Genomic DNA, 23444 nt, shown 5'->3' with positions numbered 1-23444 from the left:
TGAAGAGTGTATCCCAAGGTTATCCTCGCAGATAAGCCGGTAAAAATTCCGCTTAATAAAGTACCGCTCGCCGCCGATGCGCAGGCGGGTGTTTCCGCAAGCACAAAATCGCTTTAAAGTAACCGGGAGGGCCAGCGGAACAACCTCAAGCCCTCAGATTGAGCGCGGTTTGGGAAGGCCCAGAGCCCTTATTGGCGAGTGCTTTGGCACGAAAAAAACCATTGAATTATTATTCTTGGAAATGTATAATGATGCATATGTTTCGTGCGGAACGGCATCTGGAGGAGACGGCGGAGAAGCAAAGTTTGAATAGGGGAGGTTTTCATATGAGCGGCAAATTACGGGCTGCCATCATAGGCTCGACAGGCTATGGCGGAGTCGAATTGATCCGGTTGTTGTTGCAGCATCCGGAAGTAGAGTTGACCTCGGTTATTTCTTCTTCCAATGCAGGAGCTTTATATGCGGAGGGTTACCCTCATTTATCGGAGATTATTACCGATCGTTTGGAGGCCATCGACGTTGAGGCGATTCGGGGCAAAGCGGACGTCGTCTTTCTGGCGACTCCGCACGGCGTAAGTACGGAGCTTTCGCCTAAGCTGATAGAGGCCGGTTTGAAAGTCATCGACGTATCCGGCGACCTTCGTCTGAAGCGGGGAGACGTATACGAGCAGTGGTACAAGAAAAAGCCGGCCGATCCGGCTTACTTGGACCGCGCCGTATACGGCTTGTGCGAAGTATTCGGCAGCGACGTTCGCGGCGCCGACCTGATCGCCAACCCCGGCTGCTTCCCGACGGCGACGGCGCTCGGTCTTGTGCCGCTGCTTAAGGAAGGCTGGATCGATCCGGAGACGATTATCTCTGACGCCAAGACAGGAGTATCTGGAGCCGGGCGGGGCCTTGGCCTTGCTTATCACTACTCGGAAATCAACGAAAGTACATTCGCTTATAAAGTGAACAAGCATCAGCATACACCGGAAATCGAACAGACGCTCAGCCGGGTAGCTGGCGAAGACGTTACGATTACGTTTACTACGCATTTGCTGCCGATGACCCGGGGTATTTTGGTAACGAGCTATGCCAAGCTGAAGCAGGCTAGGACGGACGAGGACGTGCTGGAGCTGTTCCGCCACTATTACGAAGGACGTCCCTTCGTACGCGTGCGCCCGGTCGGCAAATGGCCGGCAACGAAAGAAGTATACGGCTCCAACTATTGCGACATCGGCGTATCCGTCGATTCGCGGACGAACCGGGTGACGGTTATTTCTGTCATTGACAATCTGGTCAAGGGCGCGGCCGGGCAGGCCGTACAGAACTTGAACCTGATGATGGGCTGGGACGAAGCGACGGGGCTGGCGTTTACGCCGGTATACCCGTAAGCGATAATCATAGATTCCGATAGCATGTTTGCAGAAAGATGGGTGAGGGTTGCGGTATGGGACATCGTAACGAATTTGTAGTGGTGGATAACGGGTCGGTCACGACGCCGCAAGGATTTCGTGCGGGCGGACTGCACTGCGGATTGAAGAAAACGGAGCGCAACGATCTTGGCGTGATCGTATGCGACGTTCCCGCTGCGGCGGCGGGCGTGTACACGTTAAATGCGTTTCAAGCGGCTCCGCTTCAAGTAACGAAGGAAAGCATTGCCGTAGAAGGCAAGCTGCAGGTCATGCTCGTCAATAGCGGCAATGCCAATGCTTGCACGGGCAAGCAGGGCGAGGAGGACGCCAGAACGATGCGGGCGGAAGCGGCGCGCATGTTCGGGGTGCCGGATCATTACGTCGGCGTGACGTCCACGGGCGTGATCGGGGAATTGTTGAAGATGGACCGGGTGAAGGCCGGCATCGAGCGGCTGCCGGAACGCGTTTCGGCCACAGACGAGGGCGGAGATCAGTTTAGCCAGGCCATCTTGACGACCGACTTGGTGAAGAAGACCGTCTGTGTCCGTTTGACGGTTGACGGCCGTACGGTACATATTGCCGGAGCGGCCAAAGGATCGGGCATGATTCATCCGAATATGGCCACCATGCTCGGCTTCATGACCACGGATGCGGCGATTTCCCCGGCTTCGCTTCAGAAGCTGCTGAACGAATCGACGGATACGACGTTCAACATGATTACGGTGGACGGAGATACGAGCACGAACGATATGGTTGTCGTGTTGGCCAGCGGTCTGGCCGGCAACGGCGAGTTGAATGAGGCGCATGCCGATTGGGCGGCTTTTGCCGCCGGCTTCCGTTATGTCGGCGAGGTGCTCGCCAAAGCGATCGCCCGCGACGGCGAAGGCGCGACGAAGCTGATCGAGGTCAGCGTGACAGGGGCGGAATCGTTGGAGGCGGCGCGGGCGTTTGCCAAAACCGTCATCGGCTCGAGCCTCGTCAAGTCCGCATGCTTCGGAGCCGACGCCAACTGGGGGCGCATTATTGCGGCGATCGGCCGGGCCGGATACCCGGTCAACGTCGAGACGGTCGACATTCGCCTGGGCGACATTGTGACGCTGGAGCAATCCCGTCCGGTCAAATTCGACGAGGAGAAGGCCGCCGAGTATTTGAAAGGCGAGTTTGTGCTCATCCACGTCGATCTGCATATGGGGGACCATACGGCAACGGCTTGGGGCTGCGACCTTACGTACGACTACGTCCGCATTAACGCCGCATATCGGACTTGATCGGGGCAGGACGGCTTATTCGTTTGAACCTATTACCGAAGGCTGCATTTTCCGGTTTTGAGCGGCCTTCTCTTGGATAAAGGAGCACGGTTAGGATGATGAGCAATCATTGTTTTGTGATGAAATGCGGAGGCAGCACGCTCGCGGCGCTGCCAGACGCCTTTTTCGGCGATCTGAAGAAGCTGCAGGACGAAGGGACGATTCCGGTCATCGTTCACGGCGGCGGCCCGGCGATCTCCGATACGCTCGGCAAGCTGGGCATTGAGACGGAGTTCGTGAACGGGCTGCGCAAGACGAACGAAGCGGTGCTCGACGTCGTGGAGATGGTGCTGTCCGGGCAAATCAATAAAGAGATCGTTCGCAAGGTGCAGCAATCGGGAGCGAAAGCTTTGGGCTTGTCCGGTGTGGACGGTTATCTGATCGAAGCAAGGCCGGTGGCTCATGCCGCCGAAGTCGGCCTTGTCGGGGACGTTATTCATGTGAATGCGCCGCTCATTCAAGGAATTGTCGAGATGGGATATATGCCGGTCATTGCCCCTGTAGGCATCGGTGAGAACGCCCAGCGCTATAACATCAATGCCGATACGGCGGCCGGGGCGGTCGCTTCTCACCTGGGCGTGGAAAGGATGATCGTCGTTACCGACGTACCGGGCATCCTGAAAGTGGTCGACGGCGAGAAGAAGGTGCTGCCGGTCGTGACGGTTGCCGATATCGAGCAGATGATCGCAAGCGGCGATATCTACGGCGGCATGATCCCGAAAGTACGCGCCGCCATTCAGTGCATTCAAGGGCAAGTAGCCGAGGTCGTCATCGTCAATGGAAGCGAGCCGGAAGTGCTGAGCAAGGTGCTGCGCGGCGAGCCGATCGGTACGCGCATTCAGCGCTAATGCGGAATGTATCCACTATAGAAATGGAGTGAACACTTGTGAGCGAACAACAGAGCGCCTTGTTCCCGACATATGCACGGTTCCCGATTACGTTGGTCAAAGGCGAGGGCAGCCGTCTATGGGACGACCAAGGGAAGGAATATCTCGATTTTGCCAGCGGACTGGCGGTTACGAACTTGGGCCATGTGCCGGAACGTGTGAAAAATAAACTGGTGGAGCAGCTGGGCGAGTTGTGGCATGTCAGCAATTTGTTCCACATTCCGAACCAAGAGCGGTTGGCCCGCCTGCTGGCCGATAACAGCTGCGCCGACGCCGTCTTCTTCTGCAACAGCGGAGCCGAGGCCAACGAAGCGGCGATCAAGCTGGCCCGCCGCTACAATGCGAAGGTGCTGAACAAGCCCCGCTACGAAATCATAACTTTCCATACTTCGTTCCACGGCCGGACGCTGGCTACGCTGACCGCTACGGGTCAGGACAAGGTGAAGGAAGGGTTTCATCCGCTTCCGGAAGGATTCGTATACGCTCCTTACAACGACGCCGAGGCGTTGAAAAGCTTCGTGACCGACAAAACGTGCGCGATCATGCTCGAGCTGGTGCAAGGCGAGGGCGGGGTGAACCCGGCCGATCCCGAATTCGTCCAAGAGGTTGTAAGACTGTGCAAGGAGCACGACCTGCTGCTGATCGTCGATGAAATTCAGACTGGCATGGGTCGTACGGGCAAACTGTTCGCTTACGAGCATTACGGCTTCGAGCCGGACATTTTCACGCTGGCCAAAGGGTTGGCGAGCGGCTTCCCGATCGGCGCCATGCTCGGCAAAGCCAAGCTGCGCGAAGCGTTCTCCGCGGGCAGCCACGGTTCCACCTTCGGCGGCACGCCGATTGCGACCGCGGCCGGTATCGCTACTGTCGAGACTTTGGTCGAGGACCGTTTGCCCGAACGGGCGGCCGAGATAGGGGATTACCTGGTCAGCAAGCTGCAGGAGCAGTTGGCGGGCAATCCGCTCGTGAAGCAAATTCGCGGCAAGGGTCTGCTGATCGGTATCGAGTGCACGCTTCCGGCGTCTGAACTCGTTCCGGCCATTCATGAAGCGGGCCTGCTGGTCACTGCGGCAGGACCGAATGTCATCCGCCTGCTTCCGAACCTGCTGGTCACCCAAGAAGACGTGAATAAAGGGGTTGCCATTATCGCCGCCGTACTGGCGCAGAAAGCGGCAGCTTCAGTCAACTGAGCTATTCATCATAAAGTCGGCTCCGAAAGGGGCCGGACTTTGCTTAAAGGAGGAATACCGATGTCCGAAATATTGCTGCAAGACATGGCGGCCAGCTTGAAGGGCCGCGATTTTCTGGGGCTTGTCGACTACACACCCGAGGAAATCCGTTATTTGATCGATCTGGCCATCGACCTGAAGAAGAAGCAGAAATCCGGAATCGGCGCTCAGCCGCTCAAGGGCAAGACGCTTGGCATGATATTCGAAAAATCGTCCACCCGCACCCGGGTATCGTTCGAGGTCGGCATGTACCAGCTTGGCGGTCATGCGCTGTTTTTGAGCAAAAACGACCTGCAGCTGGGACGCGGGGAAAACGTGATGGATACCGCTCAAACGATGTCGCGCTATTTGGATGGCATCATGATCCGGACGTATGCACATCGTACGGTTATCGATTTGGCGCGCGGGGCTACGGTGCCGGTCATCAACGGCTTGACGGATCGTTCGCATCCTTGTCAGGCGCTGGCCGACTATCAGACCGTTCTGGAGAAGAAGGGCAAGCTTTCGGGCCTTAAAATCGCATATATCGGCGACGGAAATAATATGGTACACTCCTTAATGATGGGCGCGGCCAAGCTTGGCCTGCATATGGCTGTAGCCTCGCCCGAAGGGTATGATCCCGATCCAGAGGTTGCGCGCAATTCCCGTGAAAATGCGACGCAAACCGGAGGTTCGCTGCTGCTCACCCGCGACCCCAAGGAAGCGATCGCCGACGCCGACGTCGTGTATACGGACGTATGGGCGAGCATGGGCTTCGAGGCCGAGCAGAAGGAACGGGAAGTCGCCTTCGCGGCGTACCAGGTGAACGAGGACTTGGCCCGCTATGCGAAGAAGGATTATTTGTTCATGCACTGCTTGCCGGCACACCGCGGGGAAGAAGTGAGCGGAGGGATCATCGACGGTCCGAATTCGATTATTTTCGATCAGGCGGAAAACCGCCTGCACGCGCAAAAGGCGGTCATGGCCGCATTGATGGGCTGATACTGCGATATAGAAAGGGAGAACAAAACGATGGCAAAGCAAAAAATCGTATTGGCCTACTCCGGCGGGCTCGATACATCGGTAATTTTGACATGGCTGAAGGAATCGTTCGATGCGGAGATCATTACGTTTACCGCCGATATCGGACAAAAGGACGAGCTGGACGGACTTGAAGAGAAGGCGCTGCGCACCGGGGCGACGAAGGCTTATATCGACGACCTGCGCGAGGAATTCGCCCGCGACTTTATTTATCCGATGTTCCAGGCCGGCGCTCTGTACGAAGGGCAGTACTTGCTCGGTACGAGCATCGCCCGCCCGCTGATCGCCAAGCGCATGGTCGAGATCGCCCGCGCGGAAGGCGCTACGGCAATCGCGCACGGCGCGACAGGCAAAGGCAACGACCAAGTGCGCTTCGAGCTGACCGCCGCGGCGCTGGCGCCTGAGCTGGACGTCATTGCGCCATGGCGCATCGAGGAGTTCCGCGAGCAATTCCCGGGACGCGCGGAGATGATCGCTTATGCCGAGAAGCACGGCATTCCGGTGACGGCAACGGCGTCCAAGCCTTACTCCACCGACCGCAACCTGCTGCACATCAGCTTCGAGAGCGGCATGCTCGAAGATCCGTGGTTCGATCCGAGCGCGGATTCCAACCGCGAGATGTACGTATTGAGCCGCGCGCCGGAGGAAGCTCCGGACGAGGCCGAATATGTCGAGCTGCAATTCGAGCAGGGCGACTGTGTGGCGATTAACGGCAAGCGATTGAACCCGCTCGAAGCGATGGAGCTGCTGAACGAGCTGGGCGGCAAGCACGGAATCGGCCGCGTCGACATGGTCGAGAACCGCTTTGTCGGCATGAAGAGCCGCGGCGTGTACGAGACGCCGGGCGGCACGATCTTGTTCACCGCGCACCGCAAGATGGAGTCGCTAACGATGGACCGCGAGGTTATGCATTTGCGCGATTCGCTTATTCCGAAATACGCTTCGCTCGTATACAACGGCTTCTGGTTCGCTCCGGAGCGCCATGCGATCCAAGCGCTGGTGGCGGAAAGCCAGAAGAACGTAACCGGTACGGTCCGCTTGAAGCTGTACAAGGGCAACATCATGGGAGCAGGGGTGCAAAGCCCGGTCAGCTTGTACAACCCGGACATCGCCACGATGGAGGCCGATCCGTCGAAGGCGTACAATCAAGGCGATGCGACCGGCTTTATCCGTCTGAACGCTTTGCGTCTGCGCGTCGCGTCCGGCGTCGCTCAGAACGCTGGCAAGCAATAAGCATTGTAACCGATTTGATCCTTCACGAGGGGCAAGGCGACGCGCCGGCGCCATCCGCAGCACAGCGGACGGAGCGGCTCGTCCCTTGCCTTTCGGGCGAATGGACGAACGATACCGGAGGAGGGAATCGATAGCGTGTCGAAGCTTTGGGGTGGACGTTTTACGAAGAAGACCGACCAACTGGTCGAGGAGTATACGGCTTCGATCTTGTTCGACAAGGAATTGGCCGAGGAAGATATCCAGGGCAGTCTGGCCCATGTGACGATGCTGGGCAAGTGCGGCATTTTGCCGGCCGAGGACGTGGAGAAAATCCAAGACGGGCTGCATCAAGTTGCCCAGATGATCCGTCGCGGCGAAGTCGAATTTTCGGTGTCCGACGAGGACATCCATATGAATATCGAGAAGACGCTGATCGATCAGATCGGACCGGTCGGAGGCAAGCTGCACACGGGCCGCAGTCGCAACGACCAAGTCGCTACCGATATGCATCTGTATTTGCGCAAAAGGGTCGTCGAGCTTGTCGGCATGCTCGTCAAGCTGCAGGAGGCGCTGATTGGACAAGCCAAAGCCAACCTCCATACGATTGTGCCGGGCTACACGCATTTGCAGCGGGCACAGCCGATTTTGTTCGCCCATCACCTGATGGCTTATGTGTCCATGTTCGGACGGGATATCGAACGTCTGCGCGACAGCTACAAGCGGGTGGACATGCTGCCGCTCGGAGCCGGCGCTTTGGCCGGCACGACGTTCCCGATCGACCGCCACTTCGTGGCCGAGCAGCTTGGCTTCGGGCGCGTCTATGAGAACAGCTTGGACGCGGTCAGCGACCGTGATTTTATCGTCGAGTTTCTGGCCAATGCTTCGCTTATAATGACGCATCTGTCCCGGCTGTGCGAGGAAATCGTCCTGTGGTCGAGCACCGAATTCCAGTTCGTGGAGCTGGACGACGCGTTCACGACCGGCAGCAGCATCATGCCGCAGAAGAAAAACCCGGACGTGGCGGAGCTGGTGCGCGGCAAGACGGGACGCGTATACGGCAATCTGGTCGGGATGCTGACCGTCCTGAAAGCTCTCCCGCTGGCTTACAACAAAGACATGCAGGAAGACAAGGAAGGCATGTTCGACACCGTACGGACGCTCCAGGGCGCTCTCCAACTGTTCGCGCCGATGATCGCCACGATGAAGGTCAATCGCGACCGGATGCGTCAGGCGGTCAACCAGGACTTCTCCAACGCGACGGACATTGCCGATTACCTGGCGAGCAAAGGCATGCCGTTCCGTCAAGCCCACGAGGTCATCGGCAAGACGGTGCTCTACTGCATCCAGCAGCAAAAATATTTGCTTGATTTGACGCTGCCGGAGTTTTTGCAGTTCTCCGATCTGTTCGACGAAAACATCTATGAGGTGCTGCAGCCGGAACGGGTCGTGGACGCCCGCAACGTATACGGCGGTACGGCGACAACGCAAGTATCCGATGCGATTGGCCGGGCCGAGGAAGCCCTCGCGGAAAATGCCGCCTGGCTTGAGCAATATTTGGAAAAAAGCAAATAAGCAAACCGTGTGTTACATCCTCGCCAAAAAAGCTTCCGGAACCACTGATAAAGTGGAGATGGAAGCTTTCTTTTGCTATATGGAAGCCTATGCGTAGAGTGATCCGGAAGCCGGGTGTTGCGCTGCGGCCCGCTCGGCGGAAGAACGAATATGCTTGAGAGGGGAGATCTCCGTTTGCGTGGAACAGTCGATTGTCCCAGACTACCTTCCCCGCGGAAATACCGGTCCGCTTACGCCGTCTTCGATGACGGTTCCGCCCCCTTGGTGAGGCTCCTTGCCGTCGGGGGAAGGGGCATCCGAGCCGCGAATGGCGATCAGAGTCGGTTGCGGCTGGTAGGTATCCTTGGACACCCGCTCTTTGTTGACGACAACCCCGCCTTCCTTACGGGTGCGGAACGTTTCGACCACATAACCGGGTTTGCCCTTCTGCAGGACGGACTGCGCACCGGGAGCGAGCGTCGGGTTGCGCACATACTTGACAGGCGGCTCGAGCGTTTGAACGATATGGGATTCGATCTCGTATACGGCCGACTCCGGCATCGTGCCGAACAGCTTGACGGTGATCCGATCTGCGCCCGATTCGGTGTGAATCAGCAGATAGGCTCCGGTATTGTTGGTGAATTGAAAGTTGATGTACCCGCTGGCGAATGTGGCGTCCTGACCGAGCGGTACGTAGCTGACGGGCAGGGAATGGTTGCGCCGCTCGTCGATCTGCAGTCCCGCCCGCAGGGCGGCGTTGTAGAGCGTCGTAGACACTTGGCAGATGCCGCCGCCGATTCCCGGGACGAGCTTGCCGTTGAAGATGACGGGCGCTTCCTGGTAGCCCGAACGAAGCTCGGTTTCTCGAATCACAGTGCTGTAATCGAAGCGCTCTCCCGGCGCAAGCAGCTTGTCGTGAATCGTGCCGGCCGTAGCCTGAATGTTGTGTACCCGGCCTGGCGCGCCTCCGGGAAACGATGTCGAGAATTCGGATATTTTCCGGCTTACGCCTTGCGCCTTCAATTGCTCGACCGTGACCTCGGGCGGCACTTCCCGCTTCGGTAGCGGCATGACCGTCGCCGATTCGGGATTCGCGCCATTCCCGGCAGATTCCACGGTAGCGAAGGAATCGAAATGTTCCCGCGCCAAAGCGGTAAGGCGCTCGGCCAACTTTGCCGTATCGATGACCGTAGCGCCCTGTTCAGGCGTATAATCGATGCGGTCGTCAGCCGTTACGATCCGTTTGGCATTTATGGTGTTCGGCTTCATGCCCTGCGGCCAGGCGGCGGTCAGAACGCCGTTCATGGCTTGCGCGGACAGCCCGGCTTCGAAAGGCAAATACGCTTTGCGCATCGCCCAGCGCCGTTTGGCTTTGTCCAGCCGGGATCCTCCGAATACGTAATCGGTCAGCTCCGCCAAACGATTTTCGTCCGCAATGAGGCCAAGCTCGGTCAACGTAAACGTTCGCGCAGCCTCCTCCTTGCCGTCGGGCACCAGGCGGACCTTTTCGGCGCGCAGCCGCTCCAGACGCGACTGCCATCCCAGCTCCAGCTCGCGCTGCGTTAATCCCCCTATGCTCCATCCCCCCAGACGAACGCCCGCCGGAACGGTGCGAAGTCCGGAGTACCACCAAAACCAGCCCCACAACAACGCGATGGCGGCCACGGCGGCAAGCAGGAAGCGGTTTGCCAGTTGGCGACTCATAGGATATGTTCCTCCGTTCATGACATGGCATGGAGTGCCGGGCCGATCATCGGAATGAACGGCGTCTCCTACGCTCTTGTCCATGTATATGCGGCAGGCTGTCCCGATTTGCCTGGAATGTGGAAGTCGTTCGTTGGCGCCGTGTGCGTCCGCTGTCGAACAAGGAATGCTGAAAGAATATGTTGAATCACAAAGTTTCATAGAGGATTTTCGTGCCAAGTGTCGAACTTCTATATGCTGGAGCAGGTAGGGCTGCGGAAATCGTCCGCAAGGGGCGATACGCGGCTGTTCGTTTTTGTCGATATAGCAGGAAAGTCCGGCGCGATGCGGACTTCTTTCGTCATTAGCAGCTTTTCAACAGGATGTGATGGTGTGATTGAAATGCAGGATGTATGGAAAACGTACCCGGACGGAACCCATGCATTGAAAGGGATAAACGTAAAAATCGACGCGCATGAATTTGTATACGTGGTCGGCCCCTCCGGGGCGGGCAAATCGACCTTCATGAAGCTCATCTATCGTGAGGAGCGTCCGAGCAAAGGCCACATTTTCGTAAACGGATTCAATCTGGAGAAGCTGAAGCAGCGTAAAATTCCTTATGTCCGCCGCAATATCGGCATTGTTTTTCAGGACTTCAAACTGCTCCCGAAGCTATCGGTATACGAAAATGTCGCCTATGCGATGGAAGTGATCGAGGCTCCGAAGAAGCTGATGAAGAAGCGTACGATGGAGGTATTGGAGCTTGTCCGGCTGAAGGACAAGGCGGCTTCGCTGCCGGGGCAGCTTTCCGGCGGGGAGCAGCAGCGCGTCGCGATCGCCCGGGCTATCGTCAATAACCCGGCGGTTATTATCGCGGACGAGCCGACGGGCAACCTGGACCCGGAAACGTCGTGGGGCATTATGAAGCTGTTGGAGGAGATCAACTTCCGCGGCGCCACGATCGTCATGGCTACGCACAACAAGGAAATCGTCAACACGATTCGCAAACGGGTCATTGCCATCGAGAAGGGGAATATCGCCCGCGATCAGCTGAGAGGGGAATACGGCTATGAGGATTAGCACCTTCGGTCGGCACATGAAGGAAGGTGCCCGCAACGTCGCCCGCAACGGCTGGATGACGTTTGCGTCCATTAGCGCGATTTCCATCTCGCTGTTCGTTCTGGGCATTTTTCTTCTGCTTGCGCTGAATGTGAACCGGCTGGCCGATCAATTCGAAAGTCAGATTGAAATTCGCGTTTATTTGGAGGTCAACACGAGCGAGCAGTTAAGAAATACTGTTCAGCGCGACATTGCCGCCCTTCCCGATGTGAGAAAAGTGACCTTCGTGTCGAAAGAGGAAGGCTTGGTCATTTTACGCGAGAAGATGGGCGATGAAGGGAAGGAGCTGCTCGAGGGCTTCGACGGGGACAATAACCCGCTGAACGACTCGTTCACGGTAGAGGTGACCGATCCGCGTCTGGTCGGCAGCGTGGCCGAGCAGATCAAAGCGATGGATGCCGCCCGAAATCCTCCGTTGATCTATAAAATCAATTACGGCAAAGGCACGGTAGAGACGCTGTTCAAGGCGACCGACATCGTACGCAATGTGGGGCTCGTATTCGTATTGCTGCTTGCTTTTACCGCCATGTTCCTGATCTCCAATACGATTAAGATCACGATAGTCGCACGCAGGCGGGAGATCGGCATTATGAAGCTGGTCGGCGCGACGAATAGCTTTATACGCTGGCCTTTTTTTATAGAAGGGTCGCTGCTCGGCTTTATTGGCTCGGCTATTCCAGTAGGCGTGCTGCTGTGGGGCTATGCGGAGTTTCTGAAATATACGCAGGTGCCGCTAGGCTTGATGCTCATCCGGCTCATTCCGCTGCACGAGCTTGTTTTCATCATTCCGGTGCTTCTAGTCGGCATCGGCGTAATGATCGGCATCTGGGGAAGCTTGTTGTCTGTACGCAAATTTTTGAAAGTATAAGCCCGTTTTCGACGGAAGTCCTACAGGCCAAGGAGGAGTTACTTCTTGAACACGGTGAAAAAAACGATCGTTTTCGCTTGCAGCGCCGTTTTGCTGCTTATGGGCACGCCCGATTTGGGCAATGCTATGACCAATACGGAAATCGACAAACGACTCACTCAAATTCAAAAAATCGAGGCCGACAACGCCAAGAAGCTGGAAGACAACGAGAAGCAGAAGAAAGAACTGGTCGCCCGCAAAACCGAGGAAACGAAAAGTCTGGAAGACATCAAGAAACAAATCGAAGACCAAGGCAAGCGGTTGAACGAAATTCAAGAGCAAATTTCGTCTACCAAAGAAACGGTGAGGCAAACGAACGACGAGCTGCAGGAAGCTGAGGAACGCGTGGAAAGCCGCGACAAGCTGCTGAAATCCCGGGTTCGACTCATGTATACGAATGGCTTCGTTTCATACATGGAGGTGCTGTTCGAATCGACCAGCTTCAGCGATTTCCTGGACCGGTACCATGCGCTCCGTTCGATTGTCAGCCAGGACAAGGAAATTTTGCAGTCCAATAAACGGGATCGTCTCTTGGTGGAGCAGAAGAAGGTTAAGGTCGAGGAACAGCTTGCTATGGTCCAAGTGCAATATGCAGAACGCGAAAAAGCGCAGAACGAAATGATGCAGAAGCAAAAGGACAAGGAAGTCGTCATTGCAAGTCTTGCCCGCGAGGAAGAGAAGACGGAGCAGATTACCGAAGAGCAGGAAGAATACGCGCGTAAGCTGGCCGACGAGAAATCCAAGCTTTGGGCGGAGAAGAACAAGAACAACACCAAAAACAAGCCGACGGCCGTTTACAGCGGGGGCAAGCTTAGTTGGCCGCTGCCCGGCCGCTCGACGATTTCTTCGGGATTCGTGCAGCGGATTAACCCGGTTACCAAGAAGAACGAGAGCCATAAGGGCATCGATATTCCGGCTCCGGCAGGCACCGAGATTCATGCCGCCGCGCCCGGGACGGTTATTATCGCCCAGTGGGTGAACGGCTACGGCAATACGATCGTGATCGATCATGGGGGCGGGCTGCAAACGTGGTACGGGCATGCGCGCGGGCTGGCCGCTTCCGAAGGCGATTACGTCAAGACCGGCGATGTCGTGTCTTACGTGGGCTCCACCGGGCAATCGACAGGGAACCATCTGCACTTCGAGGTGCGCCAGAACGGCGTGCCGGTCGATCCGATTCCGTACGTAACAAAATAGTCTACTAATTATCCGGTCTTCTTCATACACTAGAATGGCATATCGAGACAAGCACGCGAAGGCGGTGAGTAAGACTGATGTTCTGGAAAGGGCGCAATCTGTACATTTTGCTAGCGTTTGTCCTGCTTGCCATGTTCGCAAGCAGTATTCTGACGCTTACGATTGTCGGACCGTATTCGCTGGCCGAGCCCGGACAGAGCGTGTCCGGGGGCAAAACCGGGACGGGAAGCTTCACCCCTCAGGAATTGAAGAAGCTGACCACGACATACGAGCTGATTCAGAATCAATATCTGCACGAGACAGATCGAACCAAGGTAATCAACGGCGCCATCAGCGGCATGCTGGGCTCGTTGGAGGATCCGTACACTACCTACATGGATCAGAAGGAAGCGCAGCAGTTTAACGACATGCTGAACTCCACCTTTCAAGGAATCGGCGCCGAAGTGTCGCTGGAGGAAGGCCGTGTTAAGGTCGTATCGCCGATTAAAGGCTCCCCGGCGGACAAGGCGGGGATCCGGACGAACGACATTATTTTGTCGGTCAACGGGGAGAAGCTGGACGGGCTGTCGTTATCCGAAGCGGTGATGAAAATCCGCGGAACCAAAGGCTCGCAAGCCAAGCTGCAAGTGATGCGGGCGGGTGCGGAGCCGATCGAGATCGTCGTCGTGCGCGACGATATCCCGATTGAAACCGTGCTGTCGGAGATGATCGACGGTCAGGTCGGCAAGATCGAAATCCGCGAATTCGTGCAAAACACGGCCAAGAACTTTAAGGATCAATTGAAGGCGCTCGAGGATCAGGGCATGAAGGCGCTCGTCATCGATGTGCGTAACGATCCGGGCGGCATGCTGCAAGCGGTTGTCGAGATGCTGGAACCTTTCGTGCCGAAGGGCAAGCCGATCGTGCAGGTCGAAGACCGCAACGGCCAGCGGGAGCAGACCGTATCCAAAGGCTCGACCAAGCCGTATCCGATTGCCGTGCTGATCAACAACGGCAGCGCCAGCGCGTCGGAGATTATGGCGGGCGCACTTCAGGAGGCGGCCGGAGCCAAGCTGGTGGGCGAGAAGACATACGGCAAAGGCACGGTGCAGGTCACGTATCAGCAGGAGCTTGGAGACGGCAGCAACATCAAAATGACCGTGATGAAATGGTTGACCCCGAACGGCAACTGGGTTCATCAGAAGGGGATCGCCCCCGACGTGGCGGTCGAGCAGCCGCCCTATTACAAGGCGTCGCCGATGTCCAAGAAAACGACGCTCAAGTACGATATGCTGGGGGACGACGTCAAAAACCTGCAGCTGATGCTGGACGGGCTCGGATTCCCGCCTGGACGCACGGACGGTTACTTTGGCGACAAGACCACGCAAGCGGTAAAATCGTTCCAGAGCCAGCACGGACTGACGGCAAACGGCGAGGTCGACGTTAAGACGGCTCAAACGCTGGAGGATGCGATTACGAAACAAATCCGCAATCCGGAAAGCGATCTGCAATTGAAAGCCGCTGTGGACGAGATGAAGAAAGCGATCAAGTAGCAGGCTGAGGAAGCAACTGGAAAATAGGCCGGTCGGCAGGAAACGCATGCGATCGCGTCGAAAATAGAAAGGGAAGGCCGGACTACCCGGCCTTCCCTTTTCACAGTTCGTTAAGCTAAAGGAGCGGGTTTGATGGACGTCGCGGCAGAGCTGGCGCGTAACGTGCTGCGCGCGTTGCTGCATTTGGCAGCGCAACCGTTTTACTATATCGGAATCATCTTCGTTTTGCTGCAATACCACAGGCAAATCGTGCTGGAGCGGCAAATGTTCTCCACGCGGCTGCATACGATGCTCGACACTGCCTGGAAAACGGTTTTGTGGGGTCTAATAGCGGGCATGGCCGCGTCGTTTGTTATGGCTTTCATCGGAGCGACGGTACCGCCTGCCGTTATCGTATGGCTGTGGGGGATAACCGCGCTGTTCGCCCTCATTCAGGTACGCTTCATTTGCTTAGCCTACGCGGTTGGCGTGCTGGGACTGCTGCATGCGGTCGTCCGTGGCTTTCCCGCCGTTGTGGATATCCCTTATATCGGATCTGCGCTAGAACCGCTTAGCGAGCTGCCTGTATCGTCCTTGCTTGCACTGGTCGGCGTGCTCCACGCCATCGAGGCCATCTTTGTCGGCAAGCAGGGGGCCTCCATGGCCATGCCGCTTTTCGTGGAAAGCAAGCGGGGCAAGGTTATTGGAGGCTATCAGCTGCAGCAGTTTTGGCCTGTCCCGCTGCTGCTGCTCGTTCCTGTCCAGGGAGCCTCGGGTCCCGCCTTGCCATGGACCCCGCTGTTCGGCGGCGATATATGGTCTGCCGGATGGGCGTTTGCGGCGCTGCCGGTGATGCTCGGCTTTGCCGAAAGAACGACGACTCTCCTGCCGGACGCGAAGGCGAAGCGGAGTGCGGGCGGGCTGGCCGTTTACGCCTGCCTGGTGCTCGGGCTGGCGGCGTGCGCCGAATGGGCCCCCGGATTTGCGATAGTCGGCTCAATCGGCGTAATCGCGCTGCATGAGGCGCTGACATGGTGGAGCCGACGCGAGGAGATTGTGCACCCCCCTTATTTCGTTCACGACGATCGGGGCTTGAAGGTGCTGGCCGTGCTGCCCGGCAGCCCAGCCAAAGAGATGGGTCTGCTGCCCGGGGAAATCATACACAAAGTGAACGGCATCAAGGTGGGGACGAAGGAGGAGCTGCACGAGGCGCTGCAGTCGAACGGCGCTTTCTGCAAGCTGGAGGTAATCAATACCGACGGTCACAGCAAATTCGTGCAGCGGGCTTTGTTCGCCGGAGAGCACCATCTGCTGGGCGTCCTTCTGGCCCCCGACGAGAAGGCGATGGTCGTGCTGGAGGAACGCAACATCCACTGGTGGACGGCAGCGAAGCGGCGCAAATCGTCAGCCGTATCCAGAGGAAGCTCAGGCTCGGGACGTTCGCTGTAAACGTAATTCGCCGGAATGGCAGGCTACAAACAAATAAAGCCTTCGGGACGATTTCGCCGTCCTGAAGGCTTTACCTGTTTGACCCATAGGGCCGCTAGGATCGATTCGCGCCTGCCCTGGAGTATCGATATCAATTTTGAGATTGGCCCCGCAAGACGACGATTTCGACCCTGCGGTTTTTTTGCCGGTTGGCTTCCGAATCGTTCGGGGCTACCGGCTTCGTATCGGCATACGCCGAGGACATGAACGTATCCGCTGGCAGCTTGGACGAATTGACGAAATACCGGATAACCGAAACGGAGCGGGCTTGAGAGAGGCCCCAGTTATCCTGGAACAGCGAGCCGGCGGCAAAGGGCAAATCGTCGGTATGCCCCTCGATGCTTACTTTCGCATTCAGCTTCGGGAATAGGCTGGCGAGCTTCTCCAGCACAGGGTAAGCGTCTTTCTTCAAATCCGCCTGACCCAGGTCGAACAAAAACAAATCGTTCAGCGTGATGGCAATGCCGCGCGATGTGTCGCTGGCCGACACCTGACCCTCCAAATGCTGATCGGCGATATATTCACGGACCACCTTGAGCAGGTTTTGCAGCTCGGCTTCCTTCTTCGCCTGCTCTTCCTGGTTGGTCTTGTCCTCAAGCTTTGCTTCCGGAGCGTCGGGGTCCTTCTTGGCGTTGTCTCCGGCCCTGCTGTCGCCCGGAACGGCTTCGCCCATCACGCCGGTCCCTTTCGGAATGATGGAGGGGCCGTCGGCGAACTGCATTTGCAGCGCTTTGGATAAAGTCTCGTATTTGGCCAAGTCTACTTTGCTCATCGCATACATGATGACGAAGAATATCATCAACAGCGTAATCAGGTCGGCATACGTAATGAGCCAACGTTCGTTGGTCGAATGATTGTTTTCTTTCGATCTACGTCTTCTCGCCATCGGCCTTCTGACCCTTTCCGTCGCCCGACGTCTCCAGTTGCAGGAATGAAGTCAGCTTTTTTTGGATAAGCTGAGGATTTTCCCCCGCTTGCAGCGACAAGATGCCTTCCAGCATCATGTCCATCTCGGCGATATGCTCTTCGCTGCGCGCTTTGATTTTGCTGGCAATCGGCAAATAGATCACATTGGCGCTGGCCACCCCATACAACGTAGCGGTAAAAGCGACGGCAATGGCGCTGGCGAGCGATTCGGGATCGGACAAATTGCTGAGTACATGAATCAGACCCATGACCGTGCCGATAATACCCATGGTCGGGGCATAGCCGCCGGCCGCTTCGAATATTTTCGTATAGCCGGCGTACAGCTTCTCCTTCGACTCGATCTCGACCTCCAAAATGTTGCGGATCAGATCGGGATCGGTGCCGTCTACAACCATCTGTAAGCCGTCGCGGAGAAACGGGTTCGGATGCTGCTGCGCGCGATCCTCAAGCGCCAGCACGCCTTCGCGGCGGGCGATGACGGCCATCTCGACCAGCTCTGTTATGAATGCGTCCGGTTCGGATTTCGACTCGCGAAACGCCAGGCGGAGCGCCTTGGGAATCTGTTTAAGCTGAGATTTCGGAAAGCTGATGAGCACGGCCCCGAACGTTCCCCCGAAGACGATGATAGCGGCGGTATAAACAAGCAGTCCGCTAATATGGCCGCCGTCGAGCAGGAAGCCGCCGATCAGGGCGATCAGGCCGAGCGCAATGCCTAGCAGCGTAGTCACATCCATAAGTCCAGGCCCACACCCTTTGTTTGAAAATTTGCAACATTTCAGGAAAAGAGGTATAATAATGAGAACAAACATTCGGTGGTTCCCTGCATGTCATACCATATATCGGTCTGCGCCAAATGAACCAATAGAGGCGAAAGACCCAAGTAGAGGGTAAATCAATGAGCGATATTGTGCTTGAACGCAAACCGTTTCAACTGGTATCCGACTTCCAGCCCCAGGGCGATCAGCCGAGGGCAATCGAGGAATTGGCTCAAGGAATCAAGGAAGGTAAACGATATCAGACGTTGCTTGGCGCTACGGGAACCGGGAAGACGTTCACCGCCGCCCAGCTTATTGCCAAGCTGAACCGGCCGACGCTCGTCATCGCCCACAACAAGACGCTGGCTGCCCAGCTTTGCAGCGAGTTTCAGGAGTTTTTCCCCAACAACGCCGTGTCATACTTTGTCAGCTACTATGACTACTACCAGCCGGAGGCGTATATCCCGTCCAGCGATACGTATATCGAGAAGGATTCCAGCATCAATGAAGAGATCGATAAGCTTCGTCACTCGGCCACCAGCTCGCTGTTCGAACGCCGAGACGTGATTATCGTAGCCAGTGTATCGTGCATATATGGCCTCGGTTCGCCGATCGAATACGGCAATCTCGTGCTGTCGCTGCGGACCGGCATGGAGCGGCCGCGCAACGAGATTTTGCACAAGTTGGTCGATATTCAATACCAGCGCAACGACTTGAACTTCGTGCGCGGCACGTTCCGCGTGCGCGGAGACGTGATCGAGATCTTCCCGGCCTCGCGGGGCGAGCAGGCGATTCGCGTCGAGCTGTTCGGAGACGAGATCGAGAGAATTACCGAAATCGACGTGCTGACCGGGGAAATTATCGGCGAGCGCGATCATGTGGCTATTTTTCCAGCGTCTCACTTCGTCACTCATGAAGATACGATGAAGGTAGCGCTCGTCCATATCGAACAGGAGCTGGAGGACCGGCTTGCCGAGCTGCGCTCGCAAAACAAGCTTCTGGAAGCGCAGCGGCTGGAGCAGCGGACTCGCTACGATCTGGAGATGATGCACGAAATGGGCTTCTGCTCCGGCATCGAGAATTATTCCGGACCGCTTACGTTTCGGGAGCGGGGGGCGACGCCTTATACGCTGATGGACTATTTTCCGGACGACATGCTTGTTATCGTCGACGAGTCGCACGTAACGTTGCCTCAGATTCGTGGGATGTACAACGGCGACCGGGCGCGCAAGGAAGTGCTAGTCGACCACGGCTTCCGGCTGCCTTCCGCGCTCGATAACCGGCCGCTGCGGTTCGAGGAATTCGAAGGAAAGGTCGGCCAGGCCATCTTCGTATCGGCCACGCCGGGGCCGTTCGAGCTGGAGCAGTGCCCTACGATGGTCCAGCAGATTATAAGGCCGACCGGCCTGCTGGACCCGTTGATAGAAGTGCGTCCGACCAAAGGGCAGATTGACGACATGATCGGCGAGATCAACGATCGGATTGCCAAGGACGAGCGCGTTCTGGTTACGACGCTGACGAAGAAAATGTCGGAGGATTTGACCGATTATTTGAAAGAGCTCGGCATCAAGGTCCGTTACTTGCATTCGGACATCAAGACGCTGGAGCGGATGCAGCTGCTTCGCGATTTGCGGCTAGGCACGTACCATGTGCTCGTCGGCATTAACCTGTTGCGGGAAGGCCTGGACTTGCCCGAAGTATCGCTTGTGGCGATTTTGGATGCCGATAAGGAAGGTTTCCTGCGTTCGGATCGCTCGCTGATCCAGACGATCGGCCGGGCCGCCCGGAATGCAAACGGACGCGTTATTATGTACGGCGACAAGCGGACCGATTCGATGAATCGGGCGATTGCGGAAACCGAGCGTCGCCGGAGCGTCCAGATGGAGTTTAACGAACGGCACGGGGTGACGCCGCAGACGGTGCAGAAGCGCGTTCGCGACGTTATCGAGGCTACGAAGGTCGCCGAACAAAAGTCCAGCTACTTGGCGGACGTAAAGACGGAGAAGCTGTCCAAGAAGGACCGCGCTTCGTTGATCGAACGGTTGGAAGCGGAGATGAAGGAAGCGGCCAAGAGCCTGCAGTTCGAGCGGGCCGCAGAGCTTCGCGATGCTATATTGGAATTGAAGGCGCAGTAACCGGCAAGGCCGCTTGGAGAATGTTCCAACAAGCGGCCTGTTTCGCCGCCCTTCTTGCCGTGCTATGATGAAATAATGAAACGCCAGACCGGAAAGGGTGATCCGAAGTGGCACAAGACCGCATCGTTATTAAAGGAGCAAGAGCGCATAATCTGAAAAATATAGATGTGACGATTCCCCGCGACAAATTCGTCGTGCTGACCGGCCTGAGCGGCTCGGGCAAATCGTCGCTTGCTTTCGATACCATTTATGCAGAAGGACAGCGGCGCTATGTAGAATCGTTGTCCGCGTATGCCAGACAGTTTCTAGGCCAAATGGACAAGCCGGACGTAGATTCGATCGAAGGGCTTTCTCCCGCTATCTCCATCGACCAGAAGACGACGAGCCGCAATCCGCGTTCCACCGTCGGCACGGTCACGGAAATTTACGACTATTTACGTTTGATGTTTGCCCGTATCGGTCGGCCTCACTGTCCGGATCATGGGGTCGAGATTACATCCCAGACCGTGGAGCAGATGATCGACCGCATTATGGAATATCCGGAACGGACTAAGCTGCAAATATTGGCTCCGATCGTATCCGGCCGCAAGGGCGAGCACTCGAAGCTGCTGGCCGACGTACAGAAGCAAGGATTTGTCCGTGTCCGCATCAACGGAGAAATTCGCGATCTGTCCGAGAAAATCGAGCTGGAGAAAAACAAAAAACATTCGATCGAGGTCGTCGTCGACCGGATCGTGATCAAAAGCGATGTTCAAGCCCGTCTCGCCGATTCGTTGGAAACGGCGCTCAAGCTGGCGGACGGACGCATTATCGTCGATGTGATGGAGAAAGAGGAGCTTCTGTTCAGTCAGAAGTTTGCTTGCCCGGAATGCGGGTTTAGCATCGAAGAACTGGCCCCGCGCATGTTCTCCTTCAACAGCCCGTTCGGAGCTTGCCCGGATTGCGACGGTCTGGGGGCGAAAATGATCGTTGATCCGGACCTGCTCATCCCGGATACGCAGCTTACGATCGAGGAAGGCGCCTTCGAAGCGTGGGCGGGAAGCACGTCCAATTATTACCCGCAGTTTCTGGCAGCAGTCTGCCAGCACTACGGCATCCCGACAAACGTTCCCGTCTCCGAGCTGGACGCCGAGCATATGAAGAAAATCATGTACGGCACTGGCGGAGAGAAAATTAAATTCCGCTACGAAAACGACTTCGGGTTTACGAAGGACGCTCTAGTCCCATTCGAAGGCATCGTACGCAACCTGGAGCGGCGTTACCGGGAAACGGCATCGGACGGCATTCGCGAGCATATCGAGCAATATATGAGCGCCAAGCCTTGTCAAAGCTGCAAAGGCCACCGGCTGAAGCGGGAAAGTCTGGCCGTGACGGTATCGGGCGAAAACATGGCGTACGTGACGAACTTGTCGATCGGCGAAGCGGCACGTTTCTTCGAAGGACTGCAATTGACCGAAAAGGAACGCACCATTGCGAACCTCGTGCTTAAGGAAATCGAGTCGCGTCTCGGTTTTCTCGTGAATGTGGGTCTGGATTATTTGTCGCTCAGCCGTTCGGCGGGAACGTTGTCCGGGGGGGAGGCGCAGCGGATTCGGTTAGCAACCCAGATCGGCTCCAGCCTAATGGGCGTTTTGTACATTTTGGATGAGCCCAGCATCGGCTTGCATCAACGCGACAATGACCGGTTGATTCAGACTTTGGAGCATATGCGCAACCTCGGCAACACGCTAATCGTCGTCGAGCACGATGAGGATACGATGCTGGCCGCGGATTATATTATCGATATCGGACCGGGAGCGGGCATTCACGGAGGCCAAGTGGTATCCCAGGGGACCCCCGAAGAAATTATGAACGATAACGCTTCGTTGACCGGCCAATATTTGAGCGGTAAAAAGTTTATAGCCGTACCGAATCCGCGGCGGAAGCCGAACGGAAAATGGCTGGAAGTCAAAGGGGCGAAGGAAAACAACCTGCGGGGCGTCAACGTGAAAATTCCGCTTGGCGTGTTCACTTGCGTGACCGGCGTGTCCGGTTCCGGTAAGAGCACCTTGATTAACGATATTTTGTACAAGGCGCTGGCCCGCGATCTGAATAAGGCCAAGACGCGTCCAGGCGAACACAAGGAAATCGCGGGGTTGGAGCATATCGAGAAAGTCGTCGATATCGACCAGTCGCCGATCGGGCGCACGCCGAGATCCAATCCGGCCACATACACCGGAGTATTCGACGATATCCGCGACGTGTACGCATCGACTACAGAATCGAAGGTGCGAGGTTACAAGAAAGGCCGTTTCAGCTTTAACGTCAAGGGCGGCCGCTGCGAATCGTGCCGGGGAGATGGCATTATCAAGATCGAGATGCATTTTCTTCCCGATGTCTACGTCCCTTGCGAAGTATGCAAAGGCAAACGGTATAACCGCGAAACATTGGATATTAAGTATAAGGGCAAAAGCATCGCCGAGGTGCTGGAGCTTACAATTGAGGACGGCTGCGAATTTTTCCAGAACATTCCGCGCATTTACCGCAAGCTGCAGACGCTTCTGGATGTCGGACTTGGCTATATGAAGCTCGGCCAGCCGGCCACGACGCTGTCGGGGGGCGAGGCGCAGCGGGTGAAGCTCGCGGCCGAATTGTACCGTCGCAGCACCGGCAAGACGATCTACATTCTTGACGAACCGACTACGGGATTGCACATTCACGATATCGACCGGCTGCTGCACGTGCTGCACCGGCTCGTCGATAGCGGGGAAACGGTGCTGGTCATCGAACATAACCTGGACGTCATCAAGACCGCCGATTACTTGATCGACTTGGGTCCCGAGGGCGGCAATCGGGGAGGCACGATTGTTGCGACGGGATCACCGGAGCAAGTGGTGAAGGTGGCAGAATCATATACGGGCAAATATTTGAGGCCGATTCTGGAGCGGGATCGCGAAAGAACGATTCAGCAAGCGCAAGAACAGGTGGATCAGGTACAGGAGAATGCGGCCGTTTGACGATAGTATGGCCCTAACGCGAACCAGAGGACGGAGAGCATCAGTCCGTTCTTTGGTTCTGTTTGTGAGGGGACTTATAAATGTTAGCAAAGATGGACATCTTATACGTGAAGCTGGGCTGTT

17 protein-coding genes are annotated in these 23444 nt (G+C 56.6%); 14 read left to right on the top strand and 3 right to left on the bottom strand.

Features of this window, described 5'->3' with window-relative positions; all coding sequences use genetic code 11:
* The first annotated feature begins 326 nt into the window (after positions 1-326).
* The 7 genes from argC (at position 327) to argH (ending at position 8624) form a co-directional block, all read left to right on the top strand.
* Complete coding sequence (gene argC / locus ABD796_RS32635) at positions 327-1376, top strand: N-acetyl-gamma-glutamyl-phosphate reductase (RefSeq protein WP_344916413.1); 1050 nt, start codon at positions 327-329, stop codon at positions 1374-1376.
* Positions 1377-1432: 56 nt separating this feature from the next.
* Entirely contained in the window at positions 1433-2665 is a 1233-nt protein-coding gene (gene argJ / locus ABD796_RS32630) for a bifunctional glutamate N-acetyltransferase/amino-acid acetyltransferase ArgJ (RefSeq protein ID WP_344916410.1), read from the top strand.
* 98 nt (positions 2666-2763) lie between these two features.
* The gene (gene argB / locus ABD796_RS32625) at positions 2764-3552 is read left to right on the top strand and encodes an acetylglutamate kinase (RefSeq protein ID WP_344916607.1); all 789 of its coding nucleotides are present in this window, start codon (positions 2764-2766) and stop codon (positions 3550-3552) included.
* Positions 3553-3590: 38 nt separating this feature from the next.
* The gene (gene argD / locus ABD796_RS32620) at positions 3591-4781 is read left to right on the top strand and encodes an acetylornithine transaminase (protein WP_344916408.1); all 1191 of its coding nucleotides are present in this window, start codon (positions 3591-3593) and stop codon (positions 4779-4781) included.
* A 60-nt stretch (positions 4782-4841) separates the two neighbouring features.
* Positions 4842-5801 (top strand): ornithine carbamoyltransferase, encoded by a 960-nt coding sequence (argF, locus tag ABD796_RS32615; RefSeq protein ID WP_344916406.1) that lies wholly within the window; start codon positions 4842-4844, stop codon positions 5799-5801.
* A 30-nt stretch (positions 5802-5831) separates the two neighbouring features.
* Positions 5832-7073: an argininosuccinate synthase gene (locus tag ABD796_RS32610; RefSeq protein WP_344916404.1), complete on the top strand. Its 1242-nt coding sequence runs from the start codon at positions 5832-5834 to the stop codon at positions 7071-7073.
* A 135-nt stretch (positions 7074-7208) separates the two neighbouring features.
* Positions 7209-8624, top strand: coding sequence for an argininosuccinate lyase (argH, locus tag ABD796_RS32605; RefSeq protein WP_344916402.1), 1416 nt, complete (start codon positions 7209-7211; stop codon positions 8622-8624).
* Positions 8625-8825: 201 nt separating this feature from the next.
* On the opposite strand, the gene ABD796_RS32600 is transcribed toward argH, so the two are convergent.
* A complete protein-coding gene (locus ABD796_RS32600; protein ID WP_344916400.1) occupies positions 8826-10307 on the bottom strand; it encodes a VanW family protein in 1482 nt (493 codons plus the stop codon).
* Between the two features lie 372 nt (positions 10308-10679).
* On the opposite strand from ABD796_RS32600, the gene ftsE reads away from it, so the two are divergent.
* The 5 genes from ftsE to ABD796_RS32575 all read left to right on the top strand — a co-directional run bounded on the left by ftsE (position 10680) and on the right by ABD796_RS32575 (position 16469).
* Entirely contained in the window at positions 10680-11366 is a 687-nt protein-coding gene (ftsE, locus tag ABD796_RS32595) for a cell division ATP-binding protein FtsE (protein WP_344916605.1), read from the top strand.
* On the top strand, positions 11356-12273 hold the full coding sequence (gene ftsX / locus ABD796_RS32590) for a permease-like cell division protein FtsX (RefSeq protein ID WP_344916398.1): 918 nt from the start codon (positions 11356-11358) through the stop codon (positions 12271-12273). The genes ftsE and ftsX overlap by 11 nt, the downstream gene beginning before the upstream one ends.
* Before the next feature lie 54 nt (positions 12274-12327).
* Positions 12328-13509, top strand: coding sequence for a murein hydrolase activator EnvC family protein (locus ABD796_RS32585; protein ID WP_344916603.1), 1182 nt, complete (start codon positions 12328-12330; stop codon positions 13507-13509).
* 77 nt (positions 13510-13586) lie between these two features.
* Complete coding sequence (locus tag ABD796_RS32580; RefSeq protein ID WP_344916396.1) at positions 13587-15041, top strand: S41 family peptidase; 1455 nt, start codon at positions 13587-13589, stop codon at positions 15039-15041.
* Between the two features lie 132 nt (positions 15042-15173).
* Entirely contained in the window at positions 15174-16469 is a 1296-nt protein-coding gene (locus ABD796_RS32575) for a PDZ domain-containing protein (RefSeq protein ID WP_344916394.1), read from the top strand.
* A gap of 130 nt (positions 16470-16599) precedes the next feature.
* On the opposite strand, the gene ABD796_RS32570 is transcribed toward ABD796_RS32575, so the two are convergent.
* Positions 16600-17394: a flagellar motor protein MotB gene (locus tag ABD796_RS32570; RefSeq protein ID WP_344916392.1), complete on the bottom strand. Its 795-nt coding sequence runs from the start codon at positions 17392-17394 to the stop codon at positions 16600-16602.
* A complete protein-coding gene (locus ABD796_RS32565) occupies positions 17378-18169 on the bottom strand; it encodes a flagellar motor protein (protein WP_344916390.1) in 792 nt (263 codons plus the stop codon). Before ABD796_RS32565 ends, ABD796_RS32570 begins: the two co-directional genes overlap by 17 nt.
* Before the next feature lie 161 nt (positions 18170-18330).
* On the opposite strand from ABD796_RS32565, the gene uvrB reads away from it, so the two are divergent.
* The gene (uvrB, locus tag ABD796_RS32560) at positions 18331-20325 is read left to right on the top strand and encodes an excinuclease ABC subunit UvrB (RefSeq protein WP_344916388.1); all 1995 of its coding nucleotides are present in this window, start codon (positions 18331-18333) and stop codon (positions 20323-20325) included.
* 107 nt (positions 20326-20432) lie between these two features.
* Positions 20433-23321, top strand: coding sequence for an excinuclease ABC subunit UvrA (gene uvrA / locus ABD796_RS32555; protein ID WP_344916386.1), 2889 nt, complete (start codon positions 20433-20435; stop codon positions 23319-23321).
* The last annotated feature ends 123 nt before the right edge of the window (positions 23322-23444 follow it).

Source organism: Paenibacillus hodogayensis (assembly GCF_039536325.1).
In the GTDB taxonomy this organism is placed as follows: domain Bacteria; phylum Bacillota; class Bacilli; order Paenibacillales; family NBRC-103111; genus Paenibacillus_AB; species Paenibacillus_AB hodogayensis.
The sequence above is the reverse complement of the archived record's forward strand: the minus strand, read 5'-3'. Positions and strand labels throughout refer to the sequence as shown.

Coding starts and splice junctions, on each gene's coding strand:
- ABD796_RS32575 (WP_344916394.1), top strand. CDS start 15,174: ATGGACGTCGCGGCAGAGCTGGCGCGTAACGTGCTGCGCGCGTTGCTG.
- ABD796_RS32600 (WP_344916400.1), bottom strand. CDS start 10,307: ATGAGTCGCCAACTGGCAAACCGCTTCCTGCTTGCCGCCGTGGCCGCC.
- argF (WP_344916406.1), top strand. CDS start 4,842: ATGTCCGAAATATTGCTGCAAGACATGGCGGCCAGCTTGAAGGGCCGC.
- argC (WP_344916413.1), top strand. CDS start 327: ATGAGCGGCAAATTACGGGCTGCCATCATAGGCTCGACAGGCTATGGC.
- ABD796_RS32580 (WP_344916396.1), top strand. CDS start 13,587: ATGTTCTGGAAAGGGCGCAATCTGTACATTTTGCTAGCGTTTGTCCTG.
- ftsX (WP_344916398.1), top strand. CDS start 11,356: ATGAGGATTAGCACCTTCGGTCGGCACATGAAGGAAGGTGCCCGCAAC.
- argJ (WP_344916410.1), top strand. CDS start 1,433: ATGGGACATCGTAACGAATTTGTAGTGGTGGATAACGGGTCGGTCACG.
- ABD796_RS32565 (WP_344916390.1), bottom strand. CDS start 18,169: ATGGATGTGACTACGCTGCTAGGCATTGCGCTCGGCCTGATCGCCCTG.
- ABD796_RS32610 (WP_344916404.1), top strand. CDS start 5,832: ATGGCAAAGCAAAAAATCGTATTGGCCTACTCCGGCGGGCTCGATACA.
- uvrB (WP_344916388.1), top strand. CDS start 18,331: ATGAGCGATATTGTGCTTGAACGCAAACCGTTTCAACTGGTATCCGAC.
- argB (WP_344916607.1), top strand. CDS start 2,764: ATGAGCAATCATTGTTTTGTGATGAAATGCGGAGGCAGCACGCTCGCG.
- ABD796_RS32570 (WP_344916392.1), bottom strand. CDS start 17,394: ATGGCGAGAAGACGTAGATCGAAAGAAAACAATCATTCGACCAACGAA.